Annotated in this window: 13 protein-coding genes, 1 tRNA gene and 1 other annotated feature; of the genes, 11 read left to right on the top strand and 3 right to left on the bottom strand. The window is 46.1% G+C overall.

The window, feature by feature from the left end; all coding sequences use genetic code 11:
* Positions 1–40 precede the first annotated feature (40 nt).
* Complete coding sequence (gene asnB / locus NSQ91_RS25990) at positions 41–1,885, bottom strand: asparagine synthase (glutamine-hydrolyzing) (RefSeq protein ID WP_076305145.1); 1,845 nt, start codon at positions 1,883–1,885, stop codon at positions 41–43.
* A 144-nt stretch (positions 1,886–2,029) separates the two neighbouring features.
* Between asnB and NSQ91_RS25985 the strand changes: the two genes are divergently transcribed.
* Positions 2,030–2,386: a hypothetical protein gene (locus NSQ91_RS25985; protein ID WP_076305144.1), complete on the top strand. Its 357-nt coding sequence runs from the start codon at positions 2,030–2,032 to the stop codon at positions 2,384–2,386.
* Between the two features lie 209 nt (positions 2,387–2,595).
* A tRNA-Arg gene (locus tag NSQ91_RS25980) sits at positions 2,596–2,669 on the top strand.
* 1,669 nt (positions 2,670–4,338) lie between these two features.
* Here the strand turns inward: NSQ91_RS25980 and NSQ91_RS25975 are convergent.
* Positions 4,339–5,247, bottom strand: a complete 909-nt coding sequence (locus tag NSQ91_RS25975) for a serine hydrolase domain-containing protein (RefSeq protein ID WP_076305678.1) — start codon at positions 5,245–5,247, stop codon at positions 4,339–4,341.
* 444 nt (positions 5,248–5,691) lie between these two features.
* Here NSQ91_RS25975 and NSQ91_RS25970 point away from each other — a divergent pair, with 444 nt between their 5' ends.
* The 7 genes from NSQ91_RS25970 (at position 5,692) to NSQ91_RS25940 (ending at position 16,713) form a co-directional block, all read left to right on the top strand.
* Positions 5,692–6,705: a LacI family DNA-binding transcriptional regulator gene (locus NSQ91_RS25970; RefSeq protein ID WP_076142395.1), complete on the top strand. Its 1,014-nt coding sequence runs from the start codon at positions 5,692–5,694 to the stop codon at positions 6,703–6,705.
* A gap of 24 nt (positions 6,706–6,729) precedes the next feature.
* The gene (locus NSQ91_RS25965; RefSeq protein ID WP_076281898.1) at positions 6,730–7,479 is read left to right on the top strand and encodes an alpha/beta hydrolase; all 750 of its coding nucleotides are present in this window, start codon (positions 6,730–6,732) and stop codon (positions 7,477–7,479) included.
* Positions 7,480–7,541: 62 nt separating this feature from the next.
* Positions 7,542–8,465 (top strand): ABC transporter permease, encoded by a 924-nt coding sequence (locus tag NSQ91_RS25960; protein WP_036687012.1) that lies wholly within the window; start codon positions 7,542–7,544, stop codon positions 8,463–8,465.
* A gap of 17 nt (positions 8,466–8,482) precedes the next feature.
* Positions 8,483–9,382 carry a carbohydrate ABC transporter permease gene (locus NSQ91_RS25955; protein ID WP_036686985.1) on the top strand — a complete coding sequence of 300 codons (900 nt, stop codon included), beginning with the start codon at positions 8,483–8,485 and terminating at the stop codon, positions 9,380–9,382.
* A 57-nt stretch (positions 9,383–9,439) separates the two neighbouring features.
* Positions 9,440–11,044: an extracellular solute-binding protein gene (locus NSQ91_RS25950; RefSeq protein WP_076129208.1), complete on the top strand. Its 1,605-nt coding sequence runs from the start codon at positions 9,440–9,442 to the stop codon at positions 11,042–11,044.
* A gap of 109 nt (positions 11,045–11,153) precedes the next feature.
* On the top strand, positions 11,154–13,322 hold the full coding sequence (gene bglX, locus NSQ91_RS25945; RefSeq protein WP_076129209.1) for a beta-glucosidase BglX: 2,169 nt from the start codon (positions 11,154–11,156) through the stop codon (positions 13,320–13,322).
* A 46-nt stretch (positions 13,323–13,368) separates the two neighbouring features.
* Positions 13,369–16,713: a GH36-type glycosyl hydrolase domain-containing protein gene (locus NSQ91_RS25940; protein ID WP_076129210.1), complete on the top strand. Its 3,345-nt coding sequence runs from the start codon at positions 13,369–13,371 to the stop codon at positions 16,711–16,713.
* A 61-nt stretch (positions 16,714–16,774) separates the two neighbouring features.
* On the opposite strand, the gene NSQ91_RS25935 is transcribed toward NSQ91_RS25940, so the two are convergent.
* A complete protein-coding gene (locus NSQ91_RS25935) occupies positions 16,775–18,640 on the bottom strand; it encodes an arginine--tRNA ligase (RefSeq protein WP_076305677.1) in 1,866 nt (621 codons plus the stop codon).
* Between the two features lie 40 nt (positions 18,641–18,680).
* Positions 18,681–18,899, bottom strand: a binding site (T-box leader).
* A gap of 249 nt (positions 18,900–19,148) precedes the next feature.
* Between NSQ91_RS25935 and NSQ91_RS25930 the strand changes: the two genes are divergently transcribed.
* Positions 19,149–19,508 (top strand): hypothetical protein, encoded by a 360-nt coding sequence (locus NSQ91_RS25930; protein WP_076305676.1) that lies wholly within the window; start codon positions 19,149–19,151, stop codon positions 19,506–19,508.
* A 45-nt stretch (positions 19,509–19,553) separates the two neighbouring features.
* Positions 19,554–22,028 carry a collagen-like protein gene (locus NSQ91_RS25925; RefSeq protein ID WP_340920471.1) on the top strand — a complete coding sequence of 825 codons (2,475 nt, stop codon included), beginning with the start codon at positions 19,554–19,556 and terminating at the stop codon, positions 22,026–22,028.
* Positions 22,029–22,224: the final 196 nt, after the last annotated feature.

Here is a 22,224-nt window from a genome sequence, read left to right as displayed (position 1 = left end):
TTGCTGTTTGGCTTGTCGGTTACCTCAGTTCTCTACGTGCTTATTGGATGGAGACGTTATATTTACGCAGCCAGAGATCCACTTGGGCGAGGTAAGCAAACAGCTGAGGACCGGACATGAGCTGGCCGAACCAAGGCAGATTGGTTGAGGATTCCGGGGAAGCGGCGATCTCACGGATTTTGGCAGCATCAATTAGCGGAAGTAGGGGGGAAGTGGAGTCATCCAGAATGTTTAATACCTGAGTTCGTACCGCATTTAAATAGGCAGGATTATGAGTTTTGGGGTAAGGGCTTTTTTTGCGGTAGAGCACATCGTCTGGAAGAATGCCTTCAAGAGATTTACGTAAAATCCCTTTTTCACGGCCCCCCAGATTCTTGATTTCCCACGGAATATTAAATACATATTGAACGAGTCGGTGATCACAATATGGAACACGTACCTCTAGCCCTGCGCCCATGCTCATTCGGTCTTTACGGTCTAGCAGAGTAGGCATGAAGCGGGTGATATTCAGATAGGACATTACGCGCATTTGTGCTTGTTTTCCTGTTTCTCCATCCAACTTTGGAACTTCAGCCACCGCATCGCTATATCTGTCACCCAAATATTCCAGTGGACGAATCCACTCGTTAATTTCTGGGGAAAGTAGACTTGCACGCATTTTCGGCGCAACTGACCAAGGAAAAGTGCCTGAGGAGAGCATTTCCTCACGGTGGAACCAAGGGTATCCGCCAAAAATCTCATCCGCCGCTTCACCGGAAATAGCTACTGTCGCGTTCTTTTTAATCTCCCGGCAAAATAAGTACAACGAAGAGTCCACATCGGTCATCCCTGGTAAATCCCTAGTGTACAAAGCATTATCCAGCGCTTCTACAAGCTCCGGAGTATCGAACGAGATGTAGTGGTGATTTGTATTCAATTCATCGACCATTCGTTTAATCCAGGGCCCATCTGCTCCCGGCTGGAAAGTATGACTTTTGAAATGTTTGTCGTTATCTACATAGTCTACGGAATAAGTATCCACTTGTCCCTGACCATTCCGGTTGTAGTAATCCACTGCAAGTGCCGTCAGCGCACTGGAATCCAGCCCTCCCGACAAAAGAGAGCAAACAGGGACGTCTGAGACCAGTTGGCGTTCGAGTGTATCTTGGAGCAGTTCACGCACCTTAGCGGCTGTCTCTGCTTCATTGTCAGTATGCTTTGCGCTCTCCAGCTTCCAATAGGTATAACTGCGCAGACCTTCACGGCTATAGATCATAGCATGACCTGGACGAAGCTCTTGCATATCCTTATAAACACCATGACCCGGTGTACGCGCTGGACCGATGATGAAGATTTCTGCGAGACCTTCAGGACCGACGATTGGTTGTACCTTGGGATGCTGTAGTAACGCTTTAGGCTCTGAGCCAAAAACCAGGACATCATCAACCTTGCTGTAGAACAGGGGTTTCACACCTAAACGGTCACGTGCAAAAAAGACTTGGTCCCGCAGACCGTCCCATACTGCAAAAGCAAAGATTCCATTGAGCTTCTCTGCGCAATCCGGCCCCCATTCGATATAGGAATGCAGCAGCACTTCTGTATCGCACTGGGTGCGGAATTGATGCCCTCGCTGCTTAAGTTCCTGTTTGAGTTCGAGGGCGTTATATAATTCGCCGTTGTAAACAATCGCGTATACCTGTTCCTCATGGCGGGTGATCATGGGCTGGGCACCGTTCTCCGGATCGATAACGCTAAGTCTGCGGTGACCGAAAGCACAGGGGCCTGAGATCCAGGTTCCGGCTGCATCGGGGCCGCGGTTTGCTAAAGTTTCAGTCATTTTGACCAGCAGCTGCGAGTGCTGAGTGAGATCTCCGCGCCACTGGATAAATCCGGTTATTCCGCACATGATGGTTCATCCTCTCTTTTGTGCGATTGTTGTCCTTACTTTTTTGCCAAGTAATACAGATATATGCCGAAGGAAGGCATAAAATGTATGTCCTTATCCGAACACTAGGGGAGAGGGGAATTTGCCAGGAGGGAAGGATGACAGGTGTATTATATTAAAGACGCCAAAATTCGCAGAATGATGGAGTACGATGGTGCGCCTTGTGCAGAAGTGGGTGTTTTGCCGGGTGCTGTTAGTGATCCTGCGCTTTTGGTGTATATCGTTGAGGATCGGCGTGAAGAAGGATATGAGATTGTCCGTATTCTGACTAATGATGCTGATACCTCCACCGATTGGTTTGATAACAATATGCATGACGCTTTTCAAGATGTGACCTCGAGTGCATTTACAGGCAGTAACTTCATGTCGCCAGAAGATGAGCATTCCAAGTTTCAACGAGAAGTACTCACTTTTGGGGATTTAAAAAAGCAGCTGGAGAAGCGTTTTCGAAAGCTGGAGTAAATATCGAAGGTTTGTAAAACGCACACTGGAATGGCTGAAAAAGACGGCAGAAATGCCGTTTTTTTCATTTCCTGTGGTTACGCTGATGTGTGAAAAAGCTGCACCGGAAACACTTTTATTATTTTTCTAAGTTGTTTTGACTTGAAAAATCCGCTGAATAAGGTATAATAAATATCGTTGCGTCAATACATAGTATTTATTTCTTATATGTCCCGGTAGCTCAGCTGGATAGAGCATGCGCCTTCTAAGCGCACGGTCAGGGGTTCGAATCCCTTCCGGGACGTCAATTAACAGCCTTCCTTCGGGAAGGCTGTTTTTGCGTGCGCGAGTTTTAGTTCGGGGTCACACACGGGGTGCTTTGTCTTCCTTCTTGATCTAAACGTCGAAATTCGATTCACCGTTGAACATTAAACTTCCAGCATCTAGCCCGCATTTGTACATACGCAGCAACTATCGGACCCAGATGACCTTAAATGCCGAGAAATGCGGAATTTGCGATGTCATCGGTCTCCATCGTCGCTATTGATGCCAAACGTGCCCCAAAAGAGCTACTTTCTCAGCAATAGCTGCACTGTAGTCCGAAACGTTGCTCAAAAGGCGATAAAAGAGTAAATAACGTCATCTGAGTCCGCAAGCCTCCTCAGTCTCAGAAAGTGCTGGTTACTTGGTGTGATGAGTTACTTATTTTGTACATACGCAGCAGCTATCGGACCCAGAGGACCTTAAATGCTGAAAAGTGCGGATTTTCGATGTTATCGGACTCCATCGTCACTATTGATGCCAAACGTGCCCCAAATGAGCTACTTTCTCAAGAATAGCTGCGCTGGAGTCCGAAACGTTGCTCAAAAGGCGATAAAAGAGTAAATAACGTCATCTGAGTCCGCGTACCTCCTCAGTCTCAGAAAGTGCTGGTTACTTGGTGTGATGAGTTACTTATTTTGTACATACGCAGCAGCTATCGGACACAGAGGACCTTAAATGCTGAAAAGTGCGGGATTTGCGATGTCATCGGACTCCATCGTCGCTATTGGTGCCAAACGTGCCCCAAATGAGTAAATAACGTCATCTGAGTCCGCAAGCTTCCTCAGTCTCAGAAAGTAATGATTACTTGGTGTGATGAGTTACTTATTTTGAATATACGCAGCAGCTATCGGACCCAGATGACCTTAAATGCTGAAAAGTGCGGAATTTGCGATGTTATCGGACTCCATCGTCACTATTGATGCCAAACGTGCCCCAAAAGAGCCACTTTCTCAGCAATAGCTGCGCTGGAGTCCGAAACGTTGCTCGTAAGGCGATAAAAGAGTAAATAACGTCACCTGAGTCCGCGAGCTTCCTCAGTCTCAGGAAATGCTGGTTACTTGGTGTGATGAGTTACTTATTTTGTACATACGCAGTAACTATCGGACCCAGATGACCTTAAATGCTGAAAAGTGCCAAATTTGCGATGTCATCGGACTCCATCGTCGCTATTGGTGCCAAACGTGCCCCAAATGAGCCACTTTCTCAGGAATAGCTGCGCTGGAGTCCAAAACGTTGCTCAAAAGGCGATAAAAGAGTAAATAACGTCATCTGAGTCCGCAAGCCTCCTCAGTCTCAGAAAGTGCTGGTTACTTGGTGTGATGAGTTACTTATTTTGTACATACGCAGCAGCTATCGGACCCAGAGGACCTTAAATGCTGAAAAGTGCCACATTTGCGATGTCATCGGACTCCATCGTCGCTATTGGTGCCAAAACGTGCCCCAAATGAGCCACTTTCTCAGGAATAGCTGCGCTGGAGTCCGAAACGTTGCTCAAAAGGCGATAAAAGAGTAAATAACGTCACCTGAGTCCGCAAGCCTCCTCAGCCTGAGACAGCGCTGGTTACTTGGCGGTGTTAAGTACTAATCGCCGAAGAATGTAAATTACCCATTATGCGCACGCTAACCTCAAGTCATAAAAAAGACCGCTCCTAAAGAAGCGGCCAGATTTCCTCCCAGACGGTATCCAGGATTCCCTGCATGTTATCTTCCATGCTGTTAATTGCAATGACTGCTTGAGCGTCCGGCACCACAAGACAGAATTGTCCATGAGCGCCATCGGCACGGTAAGCGTCGTGGGAGCAGAGCCAGAATTGACAGCCGTATCCTTCTCCCCAGTCGCCGTTTCCATCATTATCGATCTGTTTTTGTGTAACAAAATCGATCCATGCTGCGGGAATTAGTTGCTGGCCCTGCCACTTTCCTTGCTGTAAAAGCAGCTGTCCAAACCGGCTTAACTCTTCCGTGTTAATCTGAAGTCCGGCACAGCCAAGGGTTACCCCTTGAGGTGTTGTTTCCCAATCGACATTGTTTATGCCCAGAGGTGCAAACAAACGAGGTACCAGATAATCCTTTACGGTTTGCCCGACGCGGGCTTGCACCATTGCAGAGATCATAATGGTATCTCCGCTGCTGTATGTAAATTTCTCTCCGGGAGCTCTGTCTAAAGTCAGAGCCAAATAATGCTGCACCCAATTTTTATCCTTCAAGGCTAATCTCTCTTCAGCCCAAAATGGAGGGGAGTCGTGCCCTGTACTCATTCGCAGCAAATCGAACAAAGTTATATCCCCGGGCTGCATGGATGGAGGTGTTGGTTTAAGAGGAGAGGCATACTCCGGAAAAACATCTTTAAGCGTTGTTTCCAGTGTCAGCTTCCCTTCATCAATGGCAAAACCTACTGCCATACAAGTAAAAGACTTGCTGACGGAATGCTGCAAGCGCCGAATATCCTCCGTGAGATCCAGTTTTCCCACAAGGTTTCCGTTTTGAAGCACACGAACATTGAAAATATTCAGGTTTCGTTCACGAGCCTTAGCTGCGAATGGAGCCATGTTCAACATAAAAAGAGTCCTTCTTTCTCTTGATATTCCTAGCTAGGATAGCGAAGTGACAAAAAGAAAAACTAGAAAAATGAGTGGAAACGTTTTCTGTTATTGCGATAAAAATCGCTAAATTGATGGTATTCCATTCTTATTTTAAAGTCAATAAAACAAGGAAAACTATTGTTTGATATATAAATACCAATTATTTCTAATTTGTAGATTGAATAACTATAGACTTGTTGTAATTTTAACCAAATAAAAAGTGATGAATCACAATTTTTTTTGCCTTTTTAGTTGACTTATAAAAATTACCTGTTCATAATGGACGAAGTAAGCGAAAAAAACGCGCTAAGGACTCAAAATGATGTCGTGGGAAACGTTTCCCATCATTTCATGCGTTTCCACAACCTGATTTTCATCGGGTGAAGGGGGGACTCATCATAGGAGTGGAGCAAGGTAAATATGAATATCAAAGATATTGCAAGGCTATCAGGCGTGGGTATCGCCACAGTCTCCAGAGTAATCAATAATAGCGGTGTTGTAAGCGATACAACTAGAGCTAAAGTGATGGCGGTTGTTAGAGAACATAACTATATTCCAAACGGTAATGCGAGCAACTTGAAAAAAACGCGATCCAATACCATAGCGCTAATGGTAAAAGGGATCTCAAACCCGTTTTTTGCCGACATGATCAAAGAAGTTGAACGTCAGGTGAACCTACGGGGATGTCCGCTAATGATCCAGCATGTAGAAGATGGAGTAGACGAGATCGATATCGCTCTACAGCTTGTAAAAGAAAAAAATCTATATGGCGTAATTTTTATGGGCGGAACGTATGATCATTCCGAAGATAAATTCAAACAATTAAAAATTCCATTTGTTCTGACTACCATCACGACTACAAAAGAAGTCGATCCTGCTGTTTTTTCAAGCGTGATCATTGATGATCTTCAGGAATCTTATAAGGCTGTCAGCTATTTAATCTCATTAGGACATCGCAATATCTGTTTTTTGGCCAGATTTCCTCTGGTGCAAAATACAACAGGTAACCGGCGGCTTATGGGTTATATCAAGGCGCTTGAGGAGCATGGAATTGAGTACGACCCTTCAATGGTAGAGGACTGTGAATATAGTCCAAGCTCAGGCTTTACAGCTACCAAACGTCTGCTCAATAAGAAAAAAGATATCACTGCTGTTTTTGCTGCATCAGATACGATTGCCATTGGGGCGGCTAAGGCGTTATTGTCCTTGGGCTTATCAATTCCAAATGATGTTTCGATTATCGGATTCGACGGGATTGAAATGGCAGAATATTATCATCCATCTCTGGATACGATCAGCCAACCCGGAGTGGATATGGCGAAGGCCAGTGTTGAAATTTTGTTTGACCTGATCACAGGTGATTCGCAAAACAAACATATGGTATTCGAATCTGTACTGGTTAAGCGGGGATCTTGCAAGAAAATAAACAAATGAATAAGAACGAAAAGGAGATAACTCATGGCATTATTAACAGTTGAGACAGGCTCTCCTACCTTGAGAATGACAACGACCATCAGTATTATCTCCCCCGTCGATTCAGGCAACATGTCTGGAGGAACGCTCTACCTGCTGCATGGTGCTGGTGATAACGCCAGTACATGGCACAGGATGACTACTATTGAGCAGTATGCAAGTCAATATGGTTGTACAGTCATAATGCCCCAAGTAAACAGGAGCTATTATACAGACATGGAGTACGGACTGGATTACTTCCACTATGTGACCCATGAGCTTCCCGAGCTTTGTGGCCGAATGATGAGGTTGGATGATAATCCGCAGAAGACGTATATCGCTGGTTTATCGATGGGCGGGTATGGCGCTCTGAAATGTGCACTTACCTATCCCGAGCGTTACAGCAAAGTGGTTTCGTTATCAGGAGTTACCGATCTCCAGAAACGATTAAACGATCCGCAAATGTCCAAGGACATGGCGAGGGAGATGGCGGGTACTTTTGGAAAACGCTTACAAATTAAGCCGGATCAGGATCTGTACGCTTTAGCCGCTAAATTGGTCGACGATAAACGTAATCTGCCTTCGATTCTGACTTGCTGTGGTTCGGAAGATCCGTTTGTGGAGATGAATCGGGAATTCGCAGCTTACCTGGAGACGACCCCTTATGAATTTCAGTATGTTGAGACCCCTGGAACTCATGAATGGCGATTCTGGGAGGAACATCTGAAGACAACCTTTGATTTCTTGTACAACTAAAAGACATAAGCAGAGTGAGGAGATGCAAATTGAAATCCGAAGTTGCAATACCGGCTAAAAAAATGAACGACAGCAGATTCCAACTGTTCCTAAGAGAAGTCTGGAAGAACAGAATGGTCTATACTCTGGTGCTTCCTGGACTAGTGTGGCTTTTCCTATTCGCTTATCTGCCGATGGGTGGTCTATCTCTGGCTTTTAAAGATTTTAAAGCGAATTTAGGAATTTGGGGCAGCCCATGGAGCGGATTCGAGAATTTCACCTATGTGTTCCGTGACCCGGCTTTTATTGACGCCGTATGGAGAACGTTAACCATTAACATCGGTAAGCTGATTATTCAGTTCCCTTTTCCAATCATATTGGCATTGCTGCTGAATGAACTGCGCATGAATCGTTACAAAAAAGCTTTACAGACGGTGTTCACATTTCCGAACTTCCTGTCATGGATCGTAGTATCCGGGGTTGTTATCAATGTGCTTTCCTATGATGGTCTGGTCAACAGCCTCATTCAAATGTTTGGCGGGACAGGCATTAACTTCCTGGGTTCTGAAAAAATGTTCGTTCCGATGTTGTATCTTACGGATATCTGGAAATCAGCAGGTTGGGGAGCCATTATCTTTATGGCCGCTATCTCTGGTATTGATACAGACCAATATGAATCCGCACAGATTGATGGTGCTACACGCTTGCAGCAAATGTTCCGCATTACTCTGCCTAACATTCTTCCGACGATTACGATTATGTTTATCCTTTCCGTCGGTGGCCTGATGTCATCTGGATTTGACCAAATCTTTAACTTGAGCAACGCTGCAACGAAAAACGTCTCGGAAGTACTAGATGTGTATATCTACCGAATCACGTTCCAGTCTTCAACAGACTTTTCATTCTCCACTGCAGTCAGTTTGTTCCGTTCACTTGTTAATATGATTCTGCTGATTCTGGCAGACAGAGCTGCCAAACTTATGGGCGGAGACGGTTTATTCCGGTAAGAAAGGAGTGCAAATGTATGAGTAAAAAAAAGCTGACCATTATGCAAGACCATAAAAAAATGACCGCTATGGATTATGTGATTTTCGTAATTCTGAGTGTAGGCGCTTTGGCCATTCTTATTCCATTCTGGAATGTCATTATGATTTCTTTTTCTACGCAAAAAGAATACGCTGATAACCCTATGATGTTATTTCCGAAGAACCCAACACTGGAATCCTATCGGGCACTCTTTGCTGATGGGCGGATCGGGACAGGGTATTGGAATACCTTTAAGATCTTAATCTTAGGACTCCCGCTTAGCTTGTTCTTGACGACAAGTATGGCTTACGGCCTTAGCCGCAATAAATTCCCGGGCAAAAAGCTGATTTTTATGCTTGTCCTGTTCACAATGATTTTTAATGGCGGGATTGTACCTTTGTACCTTGTGATGAAGGATCTGCATCTGACAGGCAACCTTTGGTCAGTTATTCTGGCTGGAAGCTTCAGTGCGTTTAACCTGATTCTGATGTCGAACTATTTTAGCAGTCTGCCTGAGTCCCTGATGGAATCTGCGCGACTTGATGGTGCTGGGGAATGGAGAATCCTATTCTCTGTAGTCCTGCCATTATCTGCTCCAATCGTAGCTACCATCACATTGTTCTACGGAGTAGCCTTCTGGAATGGATGGTATGACGCCATGATCTTCCTGCGGAAAGCGGATCAGATGCCACTGCAGAACGTGTTGCGATCTATCATTATGGAAGCCCAAGTGAATGCATCGAATGCCACAAGTGTTGACGCAGTGGGTAAGCAATCATTCTCCATGGGTATGAAAATGGCGGCAGTATTCGTTACCATGGTTCCTATTATGTGTTTCTTCCCAATGCTCCAAAAGCACTTTGCCAAAGGGGTACTTACAGGGGCTATCAAGACCTAGTGGTTTATGATTTATCCATATAAAAGAGGGTCAGTCACACAATTTAAGGAGGACAAAATGAATATTTTAAAAAGAAAATCTGTAAAGTCAATCCTTGCCGGTGTTTTATGTCTTACTCCAATCATGTTGGCAGCATGCTCAAGCTCAGACAACAATGCTAATAGCGGAAATTCAGGCAATCCAACAGATGGATATAAAGATGAGTTGAAGATTTCGTTAGCCAGTACCATTAAGACAACAGAATCTGATTTTGATAACGTGTATCATAAATATTTTACGGATAAGTTCAATATTAAATGGGATTACAACTATATTGAATGGGATTCATGGGCTGAGAAGCTTCGCCTATGGATTAACTCTGGTGATCTTCCTGACGTAGCAAGCTGGAACTATGTTCACGGTGATGCGCTTAATTACATTGATCAAGGGCTGCTGTACAAGCTGCCAGATGACTGGAAAGAACGCTGGCCGAATGTGGCAGCCGCTTATAAGCTGACAGGACTTGGCGATGAATTGGAGAAAGCGGTAGGTGGCACTTATGTTCTGCCAAGACCGGTATACTTTGAGAACAAGCCGGCAGATCCGCTCATTAACCAAATCGGAGTAATTGCTCTGCGTTCTGACTGGGCTAAAGCCGTTGGTTTTGAATTGAAGGATGCTTACACTACTACAGAACTGATGGAATTTGCTAGATTGCTTAAAGAGAAAGACCCTGGCAAGGTAGGAGATAAACTCATTCCTATTTCTTATGACATCAACGATGCTTTGACTAATATTGTAATGGCTAATAGCGTGCATTCCAGAGTAGAGTCAGCATTCTATAAAGATGCAGATGGCAAATACCAATGGGGTCCAGCCAACGATGAAACGTTAGCGGCACTGAAAGAACTTCAAACTACTTATAAAGAAGGATTACTGCACCCTGAGTTTTATACTTGGAAAAATGGTGAATCTGGCCAAAAGTTCACAGTTAACGGTGTTTCCGGTATTACGAGTCTAGGTGGTTTGGCTTCTTACAGAAAAGACATGGACGTTAAAATGAAAGATAACCTAGGTGTAAATAGTGATGACCTAGTACACACAGCTATTGTACTTGGCGATGACGGTAAATATCGTAACCTCGATCAAGTTAACTTCTGGTCTGCTGTAATCTTCTCGCCAGATATTAGCAAAGAGAAATTTGAACGGATTATGGACTTCATGGAATATACAACAAGTAAAGAAGGTCAATTGACTGTTAACTTGGGCTTTGAAGGAACAGACTGGAAAAAAGGCGAAAATGGCGAATTAATCAGCCTACTCCCTGAAGGAACAACATTGGATAAGAAATATCCGAACCGTTTTGAAGGACTGTATGTCTTGGCGGATGACTTTAGTGTCGTGAACCCTGCGATCAAAAAAGAATATCGCGATCGTTCTGTAGAACTGTTCAAGGAAAAAGCTGAGCTTGCGTTAAAAGACAAAGCAACGGCAGAATATGACTGGGACTACCAGTTGTATGATTCCAAGGCTAAAAATCAGGCTTCCTTTGACTATGCTACAGAATACACTAACCTGATTTTGAAACCAGGCGATCTAGAGGCGAACTGGAAAGAATGGGTTAAGAGCAAACAATCCCTCGTTCAGCCGGTTCTAGATGAACTAAACAATCTAAAAAAATAGCTTTCGCCCTATGCATGTAGGAATGAACCTACAGGACCCGCGTGCAATTCTTGCACACGGGTTTTTCCATTCATAGGCATCGGCAGAATTGAACAATGGAGGATTTGAAATGAATGAGCAGCAACTGACTACCTTGTTGAACCAGATGACGCTTGAAGAAAAGATTGCACAATTGCAGCAGCTAGCCGCTAATTTCTATGAAGGGGCAGAGGATGGAGGACAAATCACTGGCCCTATGGCATCCATGGGAATTACGGACCACATGATCGAGAGCAGCGGCTCTGTACTTGGTCTATCAGGTGCAGCGCAAGTCATCGCGGTTCAGGAAGCCCATTTACGCAAAAATAGATTGGGCATTCCCTTGCTGATGATGGCGGATATTGTGCATGGCTTCAAGACGATTTTTCCGGTCCCGCTGGCAATTGGCTGCTCTTGGGATATGGATCGCGCAGAGCTGAGCGCCGAGATTGCGGCTAAAGAAGCGGCGGTCTCCGGTGTGCACGTTACTTATGCGCCAATGGCGGATCTTGTACGGGACCCACGTTGGGGAAGAGTAATGGAATCTACAGGAGAAGATCCATATTTGAATGGTAGGTTTGCCCGTGCGTTTGTGCGCGGATTTCAAGGAAGTGACTTGACTGGTGATGTGGATCGTCTGGCGGCTTGTATTAAGCACTTTGCTGCCTATGGTCTATCCGAAGGCGGTCGCGATTATAATACGGTGGATTTATCGGAGCGGCAGCTGCGTGAATATTATCTGCCGGCCTATCGTGCAGCACTGGATGAAGGTGCAGAGATGGTCATGACTTCATTTAATACGATTGATGGGATTCCGATAAGCGGCAACGTCAAGCTGCTTCGCCAGCTGCTTCGCGAAGAATGGGGATTTGATGGCGTATTGATTTCGGATTGGGGTGCAGTGAAGGAACTGATCCCACATGGTGTCGCCGAGGATGAGGCTGAGGCAGCACTTAAAGCCATCAAAGCTGGTGTAGACATCGAGATGATGACGGCTTGTTACGTTCATCAGCTTCCGGCGCTTGTTGCAGATGGACAAGTAGATGAGAAGATTATTGATGAAGCTGTGCTTCGTATTTTGAAATTGAAGCAAAGATTGGGCTTGTTCGAGCATCCGTTCCGCGGAGCTGACGTCGAGAAAGAGCGTGAGGTAATCTTCTGTGAAGATCATCGAAATGCGGCGCGTGAGTTGGCGGCTAAATCCTGCGTACTGCTCAAGAATGATCAGGTTCTGCCGCTTGCTGCAGAGCAACGGATTGCGCTAATTGGACCGTTTGCTACTAGCGGAGATATTCTTGGACCGTGGTCGTGGCTGGGTTCAACGGAAGAGGCAAGCCGTCTTGCACCAGCACTTCAAGCTCGCGCAGGTGCGGGTAAGATTACTGTTGCAGAAGGTTCTGGAGTCGATAGCTTTACAGAGGAACAGTGGCTGGAGGCGGAAGCGGCTGCTAAGCAAGCTGATGTGATTGTACTGGCGCTTGGTGAACATTCAGAGATGAGTGGAGAAGCGGGCAGCCGTTCAGATATCCGTTTGCCGGAAGCGCAGCTTGAGCTTTTACAACGTCTGAAACAGCTGAATAAGCCTATCGTGGTGGTGTTGTTTAATGGACGTCCACTAGACTTGGCCGGTGTGTACGAGCATGCAGATGCTATTCTGGAAGCTTGGTTCCCGGGCAGTGAAGGCGGAGCGGCAATTGCCAGTCTACTTTATGGAGATGAGAATCCTTCAGGAAGATTAACGATGTCTTTCCCGGTATCCGTTGGGCAGATTCCAGTCTATTACAATCATTTCAACACTGGACGCCCACTTCATGCTCCGGGTGCCGACAAACGTTATGTCTCGCAATACCTGGATATTCCTAATGAGCCGCTTTTGCCATTTGGTTTTGGACTGAGCTATACGTCATTTAGCTATAGTGAACCAATTCTGTCCGGTGAAATTATGACTGAAAATCAGCCTATTGAAATAAAAGTTACGGTGACCAATACTGGAGAAGTAGATGGGGAAGAGGTAGTGCAGCTGTATATCCGAGACATTTCCGGAGAGGTCGTCAGACCAATGAAGGAACTGAAGGATTTTGCCAAAATCAACCTCTCACCAGGGGAAAGTCGTGAAGTGACCTTTACACTTACCGAACAGCAGCTTCGTTACTATCATAGCGATCTAAGCTTTAGCAGCGATCCGGGACGATTTAAATTATTCGTCGGTTCGAACAGCAATGAGGTTAAAGAACGGGATTTTTGCTTAACATTAGCATAAGTAGAATATATACGGCAGTAACGCCGTAATGGAGGAAGTGTATAATATGACTACTAATTTGAATACTAACATCCGTTTAAACGCCGGGGATCTATCCTTCACTTTTACAAACAGCGGGGACTTGTTCCAAGTCCTCTATGAACGGACAATGATCAATCAATTGCTGCCAAGCATTGTGGATGGTTCATTATCCAATCTATATTTGCGAGTGCACAATGATGGAAACATTCAAGCCATTCCTTTGCTGGGCATTCATTCTTCAAGCACTGTACGTAAGGCTGGAAACCGTTTGGTTTGGGAAGGTACTGCGGAAAATATTGAATATCAAGTTATTTTCACCCCTACTGCAGGAGGAGCTTGGTTCTGGGATGTGAAGCTTACTGGACAAAATGCAGAGGTAGATCTCGTGTACGGACAGGATGTAGGGATTGCTGATATCGCCGCTGTCCGCAGTAATGAAGCTTACCTGTCACAGTATATCGATCATGCGGTATTTGAGGATCAATCCAACGGGTACGTTGTTTGCTCTAGACAGAATCAGCCGCAGGGCGGGAAATTCCCATATCTGCAACAGGGTTCACTTACCAAGGCAACAAGCTTCTCAACAGACGGTTTTCAATTCTTTGGACTGTCCTATAAAGAAACCAACCAACCAGAGAGCTTGGGTCGTGAGCAATTAAGTAATGAGATCTATCAATATGAATTCGCATATACTGCGCTGCAATCGGAACGGGTGAAGCTGAGCGGGGAAACACGGTTTGTGTTCTACGGATTGTTTAAGCAAGATCATCCAGAAGCGATCACTGCGCTAGAATTTGCTAATGATATTGCTGCGGCTTGGGATGCTGTTAAAGATTTACCTTTAGAAGCTGAAGCAGCACTTGAACGTTCTTTCTTCTCGGAGGAGCTGGGAGCACCGCTGGCTGCAGATTCGCTGACAGAGAAAGAGATCGGGGTCTTGTTTCCGGTTCGTTATCAGGAGGAGAGAGAAGGAGACACACTACTTTCCTTTTTCACGGAGAATTATGAGCACGTAGTATTAAAAGAAAAAGAAATGCGCGTAGAACGGCCACACGGCCATATCCTGATGAGTGGGGATAACGCTCGACTTAATGATAAGGTCATCACAACAACTTCTTATATGTACGGGATCTTTAACTCCCAAGTGGTAATTGGAAATACCAATTTCAACAAGCTAATGTCCAATCCAAGAAATGCGCTTAACATTCCAAAAGCTTCAGGACAACGCATTTATGTAGAGTGGAACGGTGAATATCGTTTGCTGACCATGCCTTCTCTATTTGAGGTTGGTTTCAACTATGCTCGTTGGTATTACAGAACAGATGGTGAATGCTTCATTATTACGAACTACACCACCGAAGATTCGCCGGAGATATTCCTGAATGTGCGTTCGGAAAGCGGACGAGCTTATCGTTATTTAGTCACTAATCAAATCACCATGAACGTTAATGAATACGAGCTTCCATATCAATCTAAGCAAGAAAGTGGAGCAGTAATCTTCTCGGCTGACAGAAGCGCACTAAGTGCTGGTGAATATCCTGACTTACAGTATAAATTACAGGTACAGGGTGCGGAGTTAACTCTGCAGGATGAAGGTAGACTTGTCTCTCCGGTTCAACCAACTGAAGCGCCGTTAGCAGTTCTGGAGCTGTCTGCCAGCAGTGAATGGACCTTGAATATTCAAGGCCTTCTGGATGGTAAGTCACTTGCTCCAAGAAATCGTTCAGCTGAGGAAGAGATTTCTGCTTATCGCGCGTTTTATGCTGGTGTGATGAATGGCTTCCGCCTGACGCTTGGGGACGGAACAGAAGGTGAACTGTTTAAGGTTAACGCTCTGACTTGGTGGTACACACATAACATGCTGGTTCACTATTCGGTTCCACATGGTTTAGAGCAATATGGTGGCGCTGCTTGGGGAACCCGGGATGTATGTCAGGGACCTGTGGAATATTTCATGGCTACGCAAAAATACGAACAGGTTCGGGAAATTTTGCTGACGCTGTATAGTCATCAATATGAAGATGATGGCAACTGGCCACAGTGGTTCATGTTTGATAAATACACGAAGATACAACAAGAAGAAAGTCATGGAGATATTATTGTATGGCCGCTTAAGGTGCTTGGAGACTACTTGGCAGTAACTCAGGATTACAGCATCTTGGGAGCAACATTACCGTATACCCGTAAGCACAGCTTTGACTTTACAGAAGAAAAGGCGACGTTGCTGGATCACGCACGGAAGGAAATTGCTTATATTAAGGATCATTTCCTGCATGACACACATCTGTCTTCTTACGGTGATGGAGACTGGGATGATACGCTCCAGCCTGCAAATCCACAGCTGAAGCAGTATATGGTCAGCAGCTGGACAGTGGCGCTTACCTATCAGACACTTAATCAGTTCTCAGAGGTGCTTCGTTCAGTTGATCAAGCTGAGGCAGAGGAACTGAAGGCGATGGTGGAAGGAATCCGTAAGGATTTCCATACTCATATGCTTCAATCCGAAGTGATTCCTGGCTTCCTGTATATGGAAGACCCTGAGCAAATTAAACTTATGGTGCACCCAAGTGACACAGAAACAGGTATTCAGTACCGTCTGCTGCCTATGACGCGCAGTATGATCAGTGAGCTGCTTACTCCGGAACAGGCCGAAGCACACTATGATGTCATTCAGGATAAACTATTCTGCCCTGACGGTGTGCGTCTGATGAATCGTCCAGCTCAATATGTTGGCGGGGTCAGCACTCATTTCAAACGTGCGGAGCAAGCGGCTAACTTTGGCCGGGAAATTGGACTTCAGTATGTGCATGCACATATCCGTTATGTAGAGGCTATGGCTAAGCTCGGTAAAACCGATCAGGTCTGGAAGGGTCTGGCAGCGATTAATCCGATCGGAATCCGCGATGTGGTGCCAAACGCTGAACTACGTCAAGCTAACTCCTATTTCAGTAGCTCGGATGGTAAATTTAACACCCGTTATGAGGCACAGGAGAATTTCGATAAACTGCGCAATGGTGACGTAGCTGTTAAAGGTGGCTGGAGAATCTATTCCAGCGGTCCTGGGATCTATATGAACCAGTTAATCTCGAATGCACTGGGGATCCGTACGGAAGGTGGAGACTTAATTGTTGACCCTATTCTGCCGGAATCGCTGGATGGAATGCACTTTAGTTTTGAATATGCAGGCACTAAGGTAGACTTTATCTATCACCTTACAGGTCGTGAGATTAGTCAAATTACTATCAACGGTACGGAAGTGCAAACAGAAGGTACACCTAACCGCTATCGTAGTGGTGGTGTTCGCATCAAACGTGCGGACTTTGATCGTCTCAGCACGGAAGCTGGAAATGTGATAGAGATTTATAAGTAACATTATATATAGAAGGGCAATCTCCGCGTTAAGCGCGGAAATTGCCCTTTTTTTGTATCTTCTACATTCGGTTCGGTGTCGGTAACCCAAGCACTTCGAGCACATCTCCCAAGATGTCCTTGAATCTTGAAGTAAGCCAGAGGCGGAATTCGATCGTAGCTGGATCGCCTTTTAGAATCGGACATGCAGAATAGAAGTTGTTGAACAGTGTAGCTAAGGTATGTGCGTAAGTGCAGAGCGTATTTGGCGTTAACTCTATACTTGCTGAATGTAATATCTCGGGCCAGAGGCTTAGCTGTCTTAGCAGCGCAAGCTCTGCTTTTTCCAATTCGGAAGGGAACTGAAGCTGTGCGGCAGCTGTAAGGATTGGGATCGTAGCTTTACTCAAAACGCTTGTCGCACGCGCAAAAGTATACATCAGATAAACTCCGGTATTGCCGGATATTTCGGTAGCCTGTTTGAAATCAAACACGATTTCCGTTCCTAAATTAAACCGTAGCAGATAGTAGCGAATCGCAGCAGTGGCAATCAATCGGCTGGAGAGGCCGTCTTTATCGGAACGTGAGTGCTCAATGTTCTGTTCCATAAGCTCCACCAAATCGCTTACCTTAATCCCGATTCCCTGACGTCCGGACATAGCATAAGAAGATTTGCCTTCTGAAATATCTATACCCAGCTCGGCCGCCGAAGCGGGACTAAGAGATACAACACCATAGCTCACATGATGGAGTTTGTCTGCTTGCTCGTTATAACCTAGTGCCCCTAAGGCTTGCTTAACCATCTGTTGTGGATATTCCTGTCTGTAATCGATCACATTGATGACTCTGTCCGCCTGCCCATAAGATTCTTGGGTTCCAGTTAATCCAGTTGTCCATAAACCGGACGAGAATTCGCTATAGGAGAAATCTTTGGTCAAAAGACCAAATTTCCAGAGATGATAGGCAATATCTTTGGCTGTATACGTTAAAATCCCATTCGAACGCACCAGCACCTTATCGAGCTGATGCTCCTCTGAATCCGCTCCAATGTTAGCCTCTGTTCCTTGCTTCAGCACCCAGCAGCCTGCGAGTTTACCTTCAGTCTCTTGTACAAAAACGGCTGTCTGCTTCAGTAGCTCAGCTGCGGCTGCCCAAAATCCCTCTTTTAAAATACTGCTCTCCCATACCAGCAAATCATAATAAATCCCAAAATGTTTCATTTCCTCTACATGCTCTCTAACGATGCGTTCAGCTACAAGGTTGCCCAGCCAGGCTTCGTTACCGCCTCCTAGTTCAAGGGAGTGCAGTATATCTGTGCGCTTGTGTGTCATCTCTGGGTTCAGCGCATATTCTTTGTTCACTTTGGCATAAAGATCCCAGCAAAAATCACCGAAACGTTGGTGTTTCCCTTCTAAAGGTATATTTAATAATCCAACAACTGTATCCGCCAGCTGATTGCCGAGATCATCAATGTAGTTATGAACCTCTACGTTATACCCAGTTCTTTTCATAATTCTGACTAGAGTATCGCCGATACAGGCGTTTCTTAGATGACCTACGTGAGCGGCTTTGTTGGGGTTGATAGAAGTGTGCTCGATGATGACTTTTTCGCCAGTGCTGGCAGGCAGTTCAAAGGAATGTTCAGCCCAGCTTTGCCAATTCATATACAAATTGATAAATCCGGGAGCAGCGACTTCAACTTTTTGTAAAAGACCGGCGAAGCGCCCTTGGAATTGAAGTTCTGCTTTCACTAATTCTGCTATGACCATTGGGGATTTTCGTAAAGTTTTGGCTAGCTGCATAGCGATATTGCATGAATAATCACCATGTTCTAGATTTGCTGGCTGTTCGATCAGAATGGCAATGTCCTCTGGATAGTCAGCTCCTAAGGTATTGAATACACGTTGTACACTGTGCTCGATTCCGTCTTTGATGATTTGATTTAACATGGTATACCCTCCTTTGAAAATACAAAAAAGCCCTCGTCTCAAAAGAGACGAGGGCTTTAGCGCTCGCGGTACCACTCTCGTTGCTGAACAAGTTGTTCAGCCACCTTACGGGATAACGGCCTTCAGCCGGGACTTCCTACTAAGGTTCAGAAGTCCATCTCACGGGTGCGCTTCATTAAAGGGATCTGTACCGGCTTACACTCTCCCGGCTCGCTGAGGACTAGATCTCGTTAACTACTCTCCCGCTCATCGATGCTTAATTAATTTTTACCAGTATACCTAATATTTCATAAAAAGCAATAGTGGTTAGCTTCTTAACAATCTTGGTTGCTCTTTGTTGTTAGATTATCAGTTTAGTAGATTATAAATTTGAAAAAAGAAGGCTGTCTTGTTATAGGACTAGCTGTTCCTTTGCACAACAGTCCACACGCTAACTCAAGCCAAGGAATATTACTATACGGAGCCACTAATCTTTCAAATTGTAGTGGAAGGGAGGAGTGAATAAAACATGGCTATTTTTTCTACTGGACCTATAGATAACAGCCCGATCCTAGGGGTCAGACCGTCGCAACTGGTAACCGTAAAAGTAGTTAATCGGGATTCTCTTAATCCTTATAATCTAGTTATTCAAGGTTTCCTTCTTAACGGATCAAGAACGATGTATGTGAATGAAACAGTAAATCTAGCACCTAATCAAGTTTTAACTAAGAACTATTTTGCCGACTTGGACGCATTTGAATTTGTGTTTACAACATTAGAAGCAGTTGAAGCAGAGGTTGGGATTTCAGTCTGGGGAAAACAGAACTCGGGGGCATTGGTAGATCCTCATCGCATAGTTGCGTGGGAGAAGCAGGCAGTATTAATTTAATAATTATTTTTGTGACACAGTTAACGTTAAAGGAGTGATGAGAAATTGAGTTATTTATCTACCGGACCGATAGACAATAGTATGGTAGGGGGTGTAAGACCTACTCAGCATGTTACTGTCAAAATTGATAACCGAAGTGACATTGATTCATCAATGGCTCTTGTTCAAGGATACTATATGGATGGGACAAGAACTTTATATGTCAGCGAGCTGATAAATGTAGCACCTAATGAAGTTATAACACGTGATTATTATGGCGATTTTGATGCGTTTGAATTTATTTTTACAACTACAAGTCTGGTAGATGATCCGATTCAAATCTCAGTATGGGGAAAAAATAGCGTTGGCCAGATTGTGACTGCCCATCGACTTGTACATGCAGAATTGCTTGGTGTAACGCAAGGGATAACTGGTGCGACCGGTGCGACTGGTGCAACGGGAGCGGATGGAGCAACAGGAGCAACGGGAGCAGACGGAGCAACGGGTGCTACCGGAGCAGGAGAGACTGGGGCGACAGGTGCAGATGGAGTGACTGGTGCGACTGGTGCAACGGGAGCAGACGGAGCAACGGGAGCGACTGGAGCAGGAGAGACTGGGGCAACAGGAGCAGATGGAGCTACAGGTGCAACGGGTGCAACGGGAGCAGACGGAGCAACCGGGGCGACCGGAGCAGGAGAGACTGGGGCGACAGGTACAACAGGGGCAGATGGTGCGACTGGTGCAACGGGAGCAGACGGAGCAACGGGTGCAACAGGAGCGACCGGAGCAGGAGAGACTGGGGCAACAGGAGCAGATGGAGTAACTGGTGCGACTGGTGCAACGGGAGCAGACGGAGCAACGGGAGCGACTGGAGCAGGAGAGACAGGGGCAACAGGGGCAGATGGTGCGACTGGTGCAACGGGAGCTGACGGAGCAACGGGTGCAACAGGAGCGACCGGAGCAGGAGAGACTGGAGCTACAGGAGCCGATGGAGCAACTGGCGCGACTGGCGCGACTGGCGCGACTGGTGCAACTGGAGCGGATGGAGCAACGGGAGCGACTGGAGCAGGAGAGACTGGGGCAACAGGAGCAGATGGAGCTACAGGTGCAACAGGAGCAACGGGAGCAGACGGAGCAACGGGAGCGACTGGAGCAGGAGAGACTGGGGCAACAGGAGCAGATGGAGCTACAGGTGCAACAGGAGCAACGGGAGCAGACGGAGTAACTGGGGCGACTGGAGCAACGGGGGCCGATGGAGCAACGGGTGCCACAGGAGCGACCGGAGCAGGAGAGACTGGGGCAACAGGAGCAGATGGAGTGACTGGGGCGACTGGAGCAACGGGGGCCGATGGAGCAACGGGTGCCACAGGAGCGACCGGAGCAGGAGAGACTGGTGCAACAGGAGCAGATGGAGTGACTGGTGCGACAGGAGCCGATGGAGTGACTGGTGCCACAGGAGCGACAGGAGCCGATGGAGTGACTGGTGCGACTGGTGCAACCGGAGCAGACGGAGTAACTGGGGCGACTGGTGCAACCGGAGCGGATGGAGCAACTGGAGCAACTGGAGCGACCGGAGCAACCGGAGCGACAGGAGTAGCAGGAGCAACCGGAGCAACCGGAGCAACGGGAGTAGCTGGAGCAACCGGAGCAACGGGAGTAGCTGGAGCAACCGGAGCAACGGGTGAAGCTGGAGCAACCGGAGCAACGGGTGAAGCTGGAGCGACTGGAGCAACTGGAGCAGGAGAGACTGGTGCGACTGGTGCTACGGGAGCAACGGGAGTAGACGGAGCAACGGGTGAAACAGGAGTGACCGGAGCGACTGGAGTAGCAGGAGCAACAGGAGCAACAGGAGCAACGGGTGAAACAGGAGTAATCGGAGCAACTGGAGCAACAGGAGGAGCTGGGGCAACCGGAGCAACGGGTGAAGCTGGAGCGACTGGAGCAACGGGAGCAACGGGAGCAACAGGAGTAGCTGGAGTAACAGGAGCGACTGGAATAGCTGGTGTAACCGGAGCTACCGGAGCTACCGGAGTAACTGGAGCAACAGGTCCGAATATTCAACAAGAAGGGTTTTCTGCTTTCAAACCCTCATTGGCAATTTCCACATCTACACAATTAACTGGCTGGACTGTGACAACACCTTTTTATGATAGCCCGTCTTTCGACGAAGTTGGTGGAAATTATACCATTCCGACAACTGGTAGATATTCGATTGAAGCGACTATCAATTATTCCACAACTGCCTCACTTTCTATCAGTCTTGGTGCTGGAGTTAATCCGGCTTTCGTAGTTCAGAGAACTTCTCCTACTGCAACAAATCTGGTAAGTGGGTTGTTCCCAGTACTTGATGTGAATGTAGCGCTTATATTAGATTTGAGAGCAATTTTGGGAAGTGGTACTGTGACGCTAGCTGGAGAATTTGCATTAACCGCAGGTGATGTGATTGGCTTGTTCTATGTGGCAAATGGTTTGACGGTTCCTTTGAATTTGGGTGGAGCGAACTCAGCAGGTATCGTCTGGTCTGTTCATGAATTAACTTAAGCTTATTTATCTTCAAGTTCAGTGTTTATAACAGGGGTAATTCGGTAGCCGTTAGTGTGGCTCTCGGGTTACCCTCTGTTTTGTTGGCATATGTTATAAGTCGACTGGAACGTTGCTTATTAGATTCTTATTCTATTAAACCATTACAGATTTTTAGCTTATTTTAATAAATCAAATATGTGTAATAGTAGTTTTT

It is taken from the genome of Paenibacillus sp. FSL R7-0048 (assembly GCF_038004505.1).
In the GTDB taxonomy this organism is placed as follows: domain Bacteria; phylum Bacillota; class Bacilli; order Paenibacillales; family Paenibacillaceae; genus Paenibacillus_AQ; species Paenibacillus_AQ odorifer.
The sequence above is the reverse complement of the archived record's forward strand: the minus strand, read 5'-3'. Positions and strand labels throughout refer to the sequence as shown.

Bases quoted from the DNA above. Each gene is read 5' to 3' on its own strand.
- NSQ91_RS25940 (WP_076129210.1), top strand. From the start codon at position 13,369: ATGACTACTAATTTGAATACTAACATCCGTTTAAACGCCGGGGATCTA.
- NSQ91_RS25970 (WP_076142395.1), top strand. From the start codon at position 5,692: ATGAATATCAAAGATATTGCAAGGCTATCAGGCGTGGGTATCGCCACA.
- bglX (WP_076129209.1), top strand. From the start codon at position 11,154: ATGAATGAGCAGCAACTGACTACCTTGTTGAACCAGATGACGCTTGAA.
- NSQ91_RS25955 (WP_036686985.1), top strand. From the start codon at position 8,483: ATGAGTAAAAAAAAGCTGACCATTATGCAAGACCATAAAAAAATGACC.
- NSQ91_RS25960 (WP_036687012.1), top strand. From the start codon at position 7,542: ATGAACGACAGCAGATTCCAACTGTTCCTAAGAGAAGTCTGGAAGAAC.
- NSQ91_RS25950 (WP_076129208.1), top strand. From the start codon at position 9,440: ATGAATATTTTAAAAAGAAAATCTGTAAAGTCAATCCTTGCCGGTGTT.
- NSQ91_RS25975 (WP_076305678.1), bottom strand. From the start codon at position 5,247: ATGTTGAACATGGCTCCATTCGCAGCTAAGGCTCGTGAACGAAACCTG.
- NSQ91_RS25965 (WP_076281898.1), top strand. From the start codon at position 6,730: ATGGCATTATTAACAGTTGAGACAGGCTCTCCTACCTTGAGAATGACA.
- NSQ91_RS25930 (WP_076305676.1), top strand. From the start codon at position 19,149: ATGGCTATTTTTTCTACTGGACCTATAGATAACAGCCCGATCCTAGGG.
- NSQ91_RS25935 (WP_076305677.1), bottom strand. From the start codon at position 18,640: ATGTTAAATCAAATCATCAAAGACGGAATCGAGCACAGTGTACAACGT.
- asnB (WP_076305145.1), bottom strand. From the start codon at position 1,885: ATGTGCGGAATAACCGGATTTATCCAGTGGCGCGGAGATCTCACTCAG.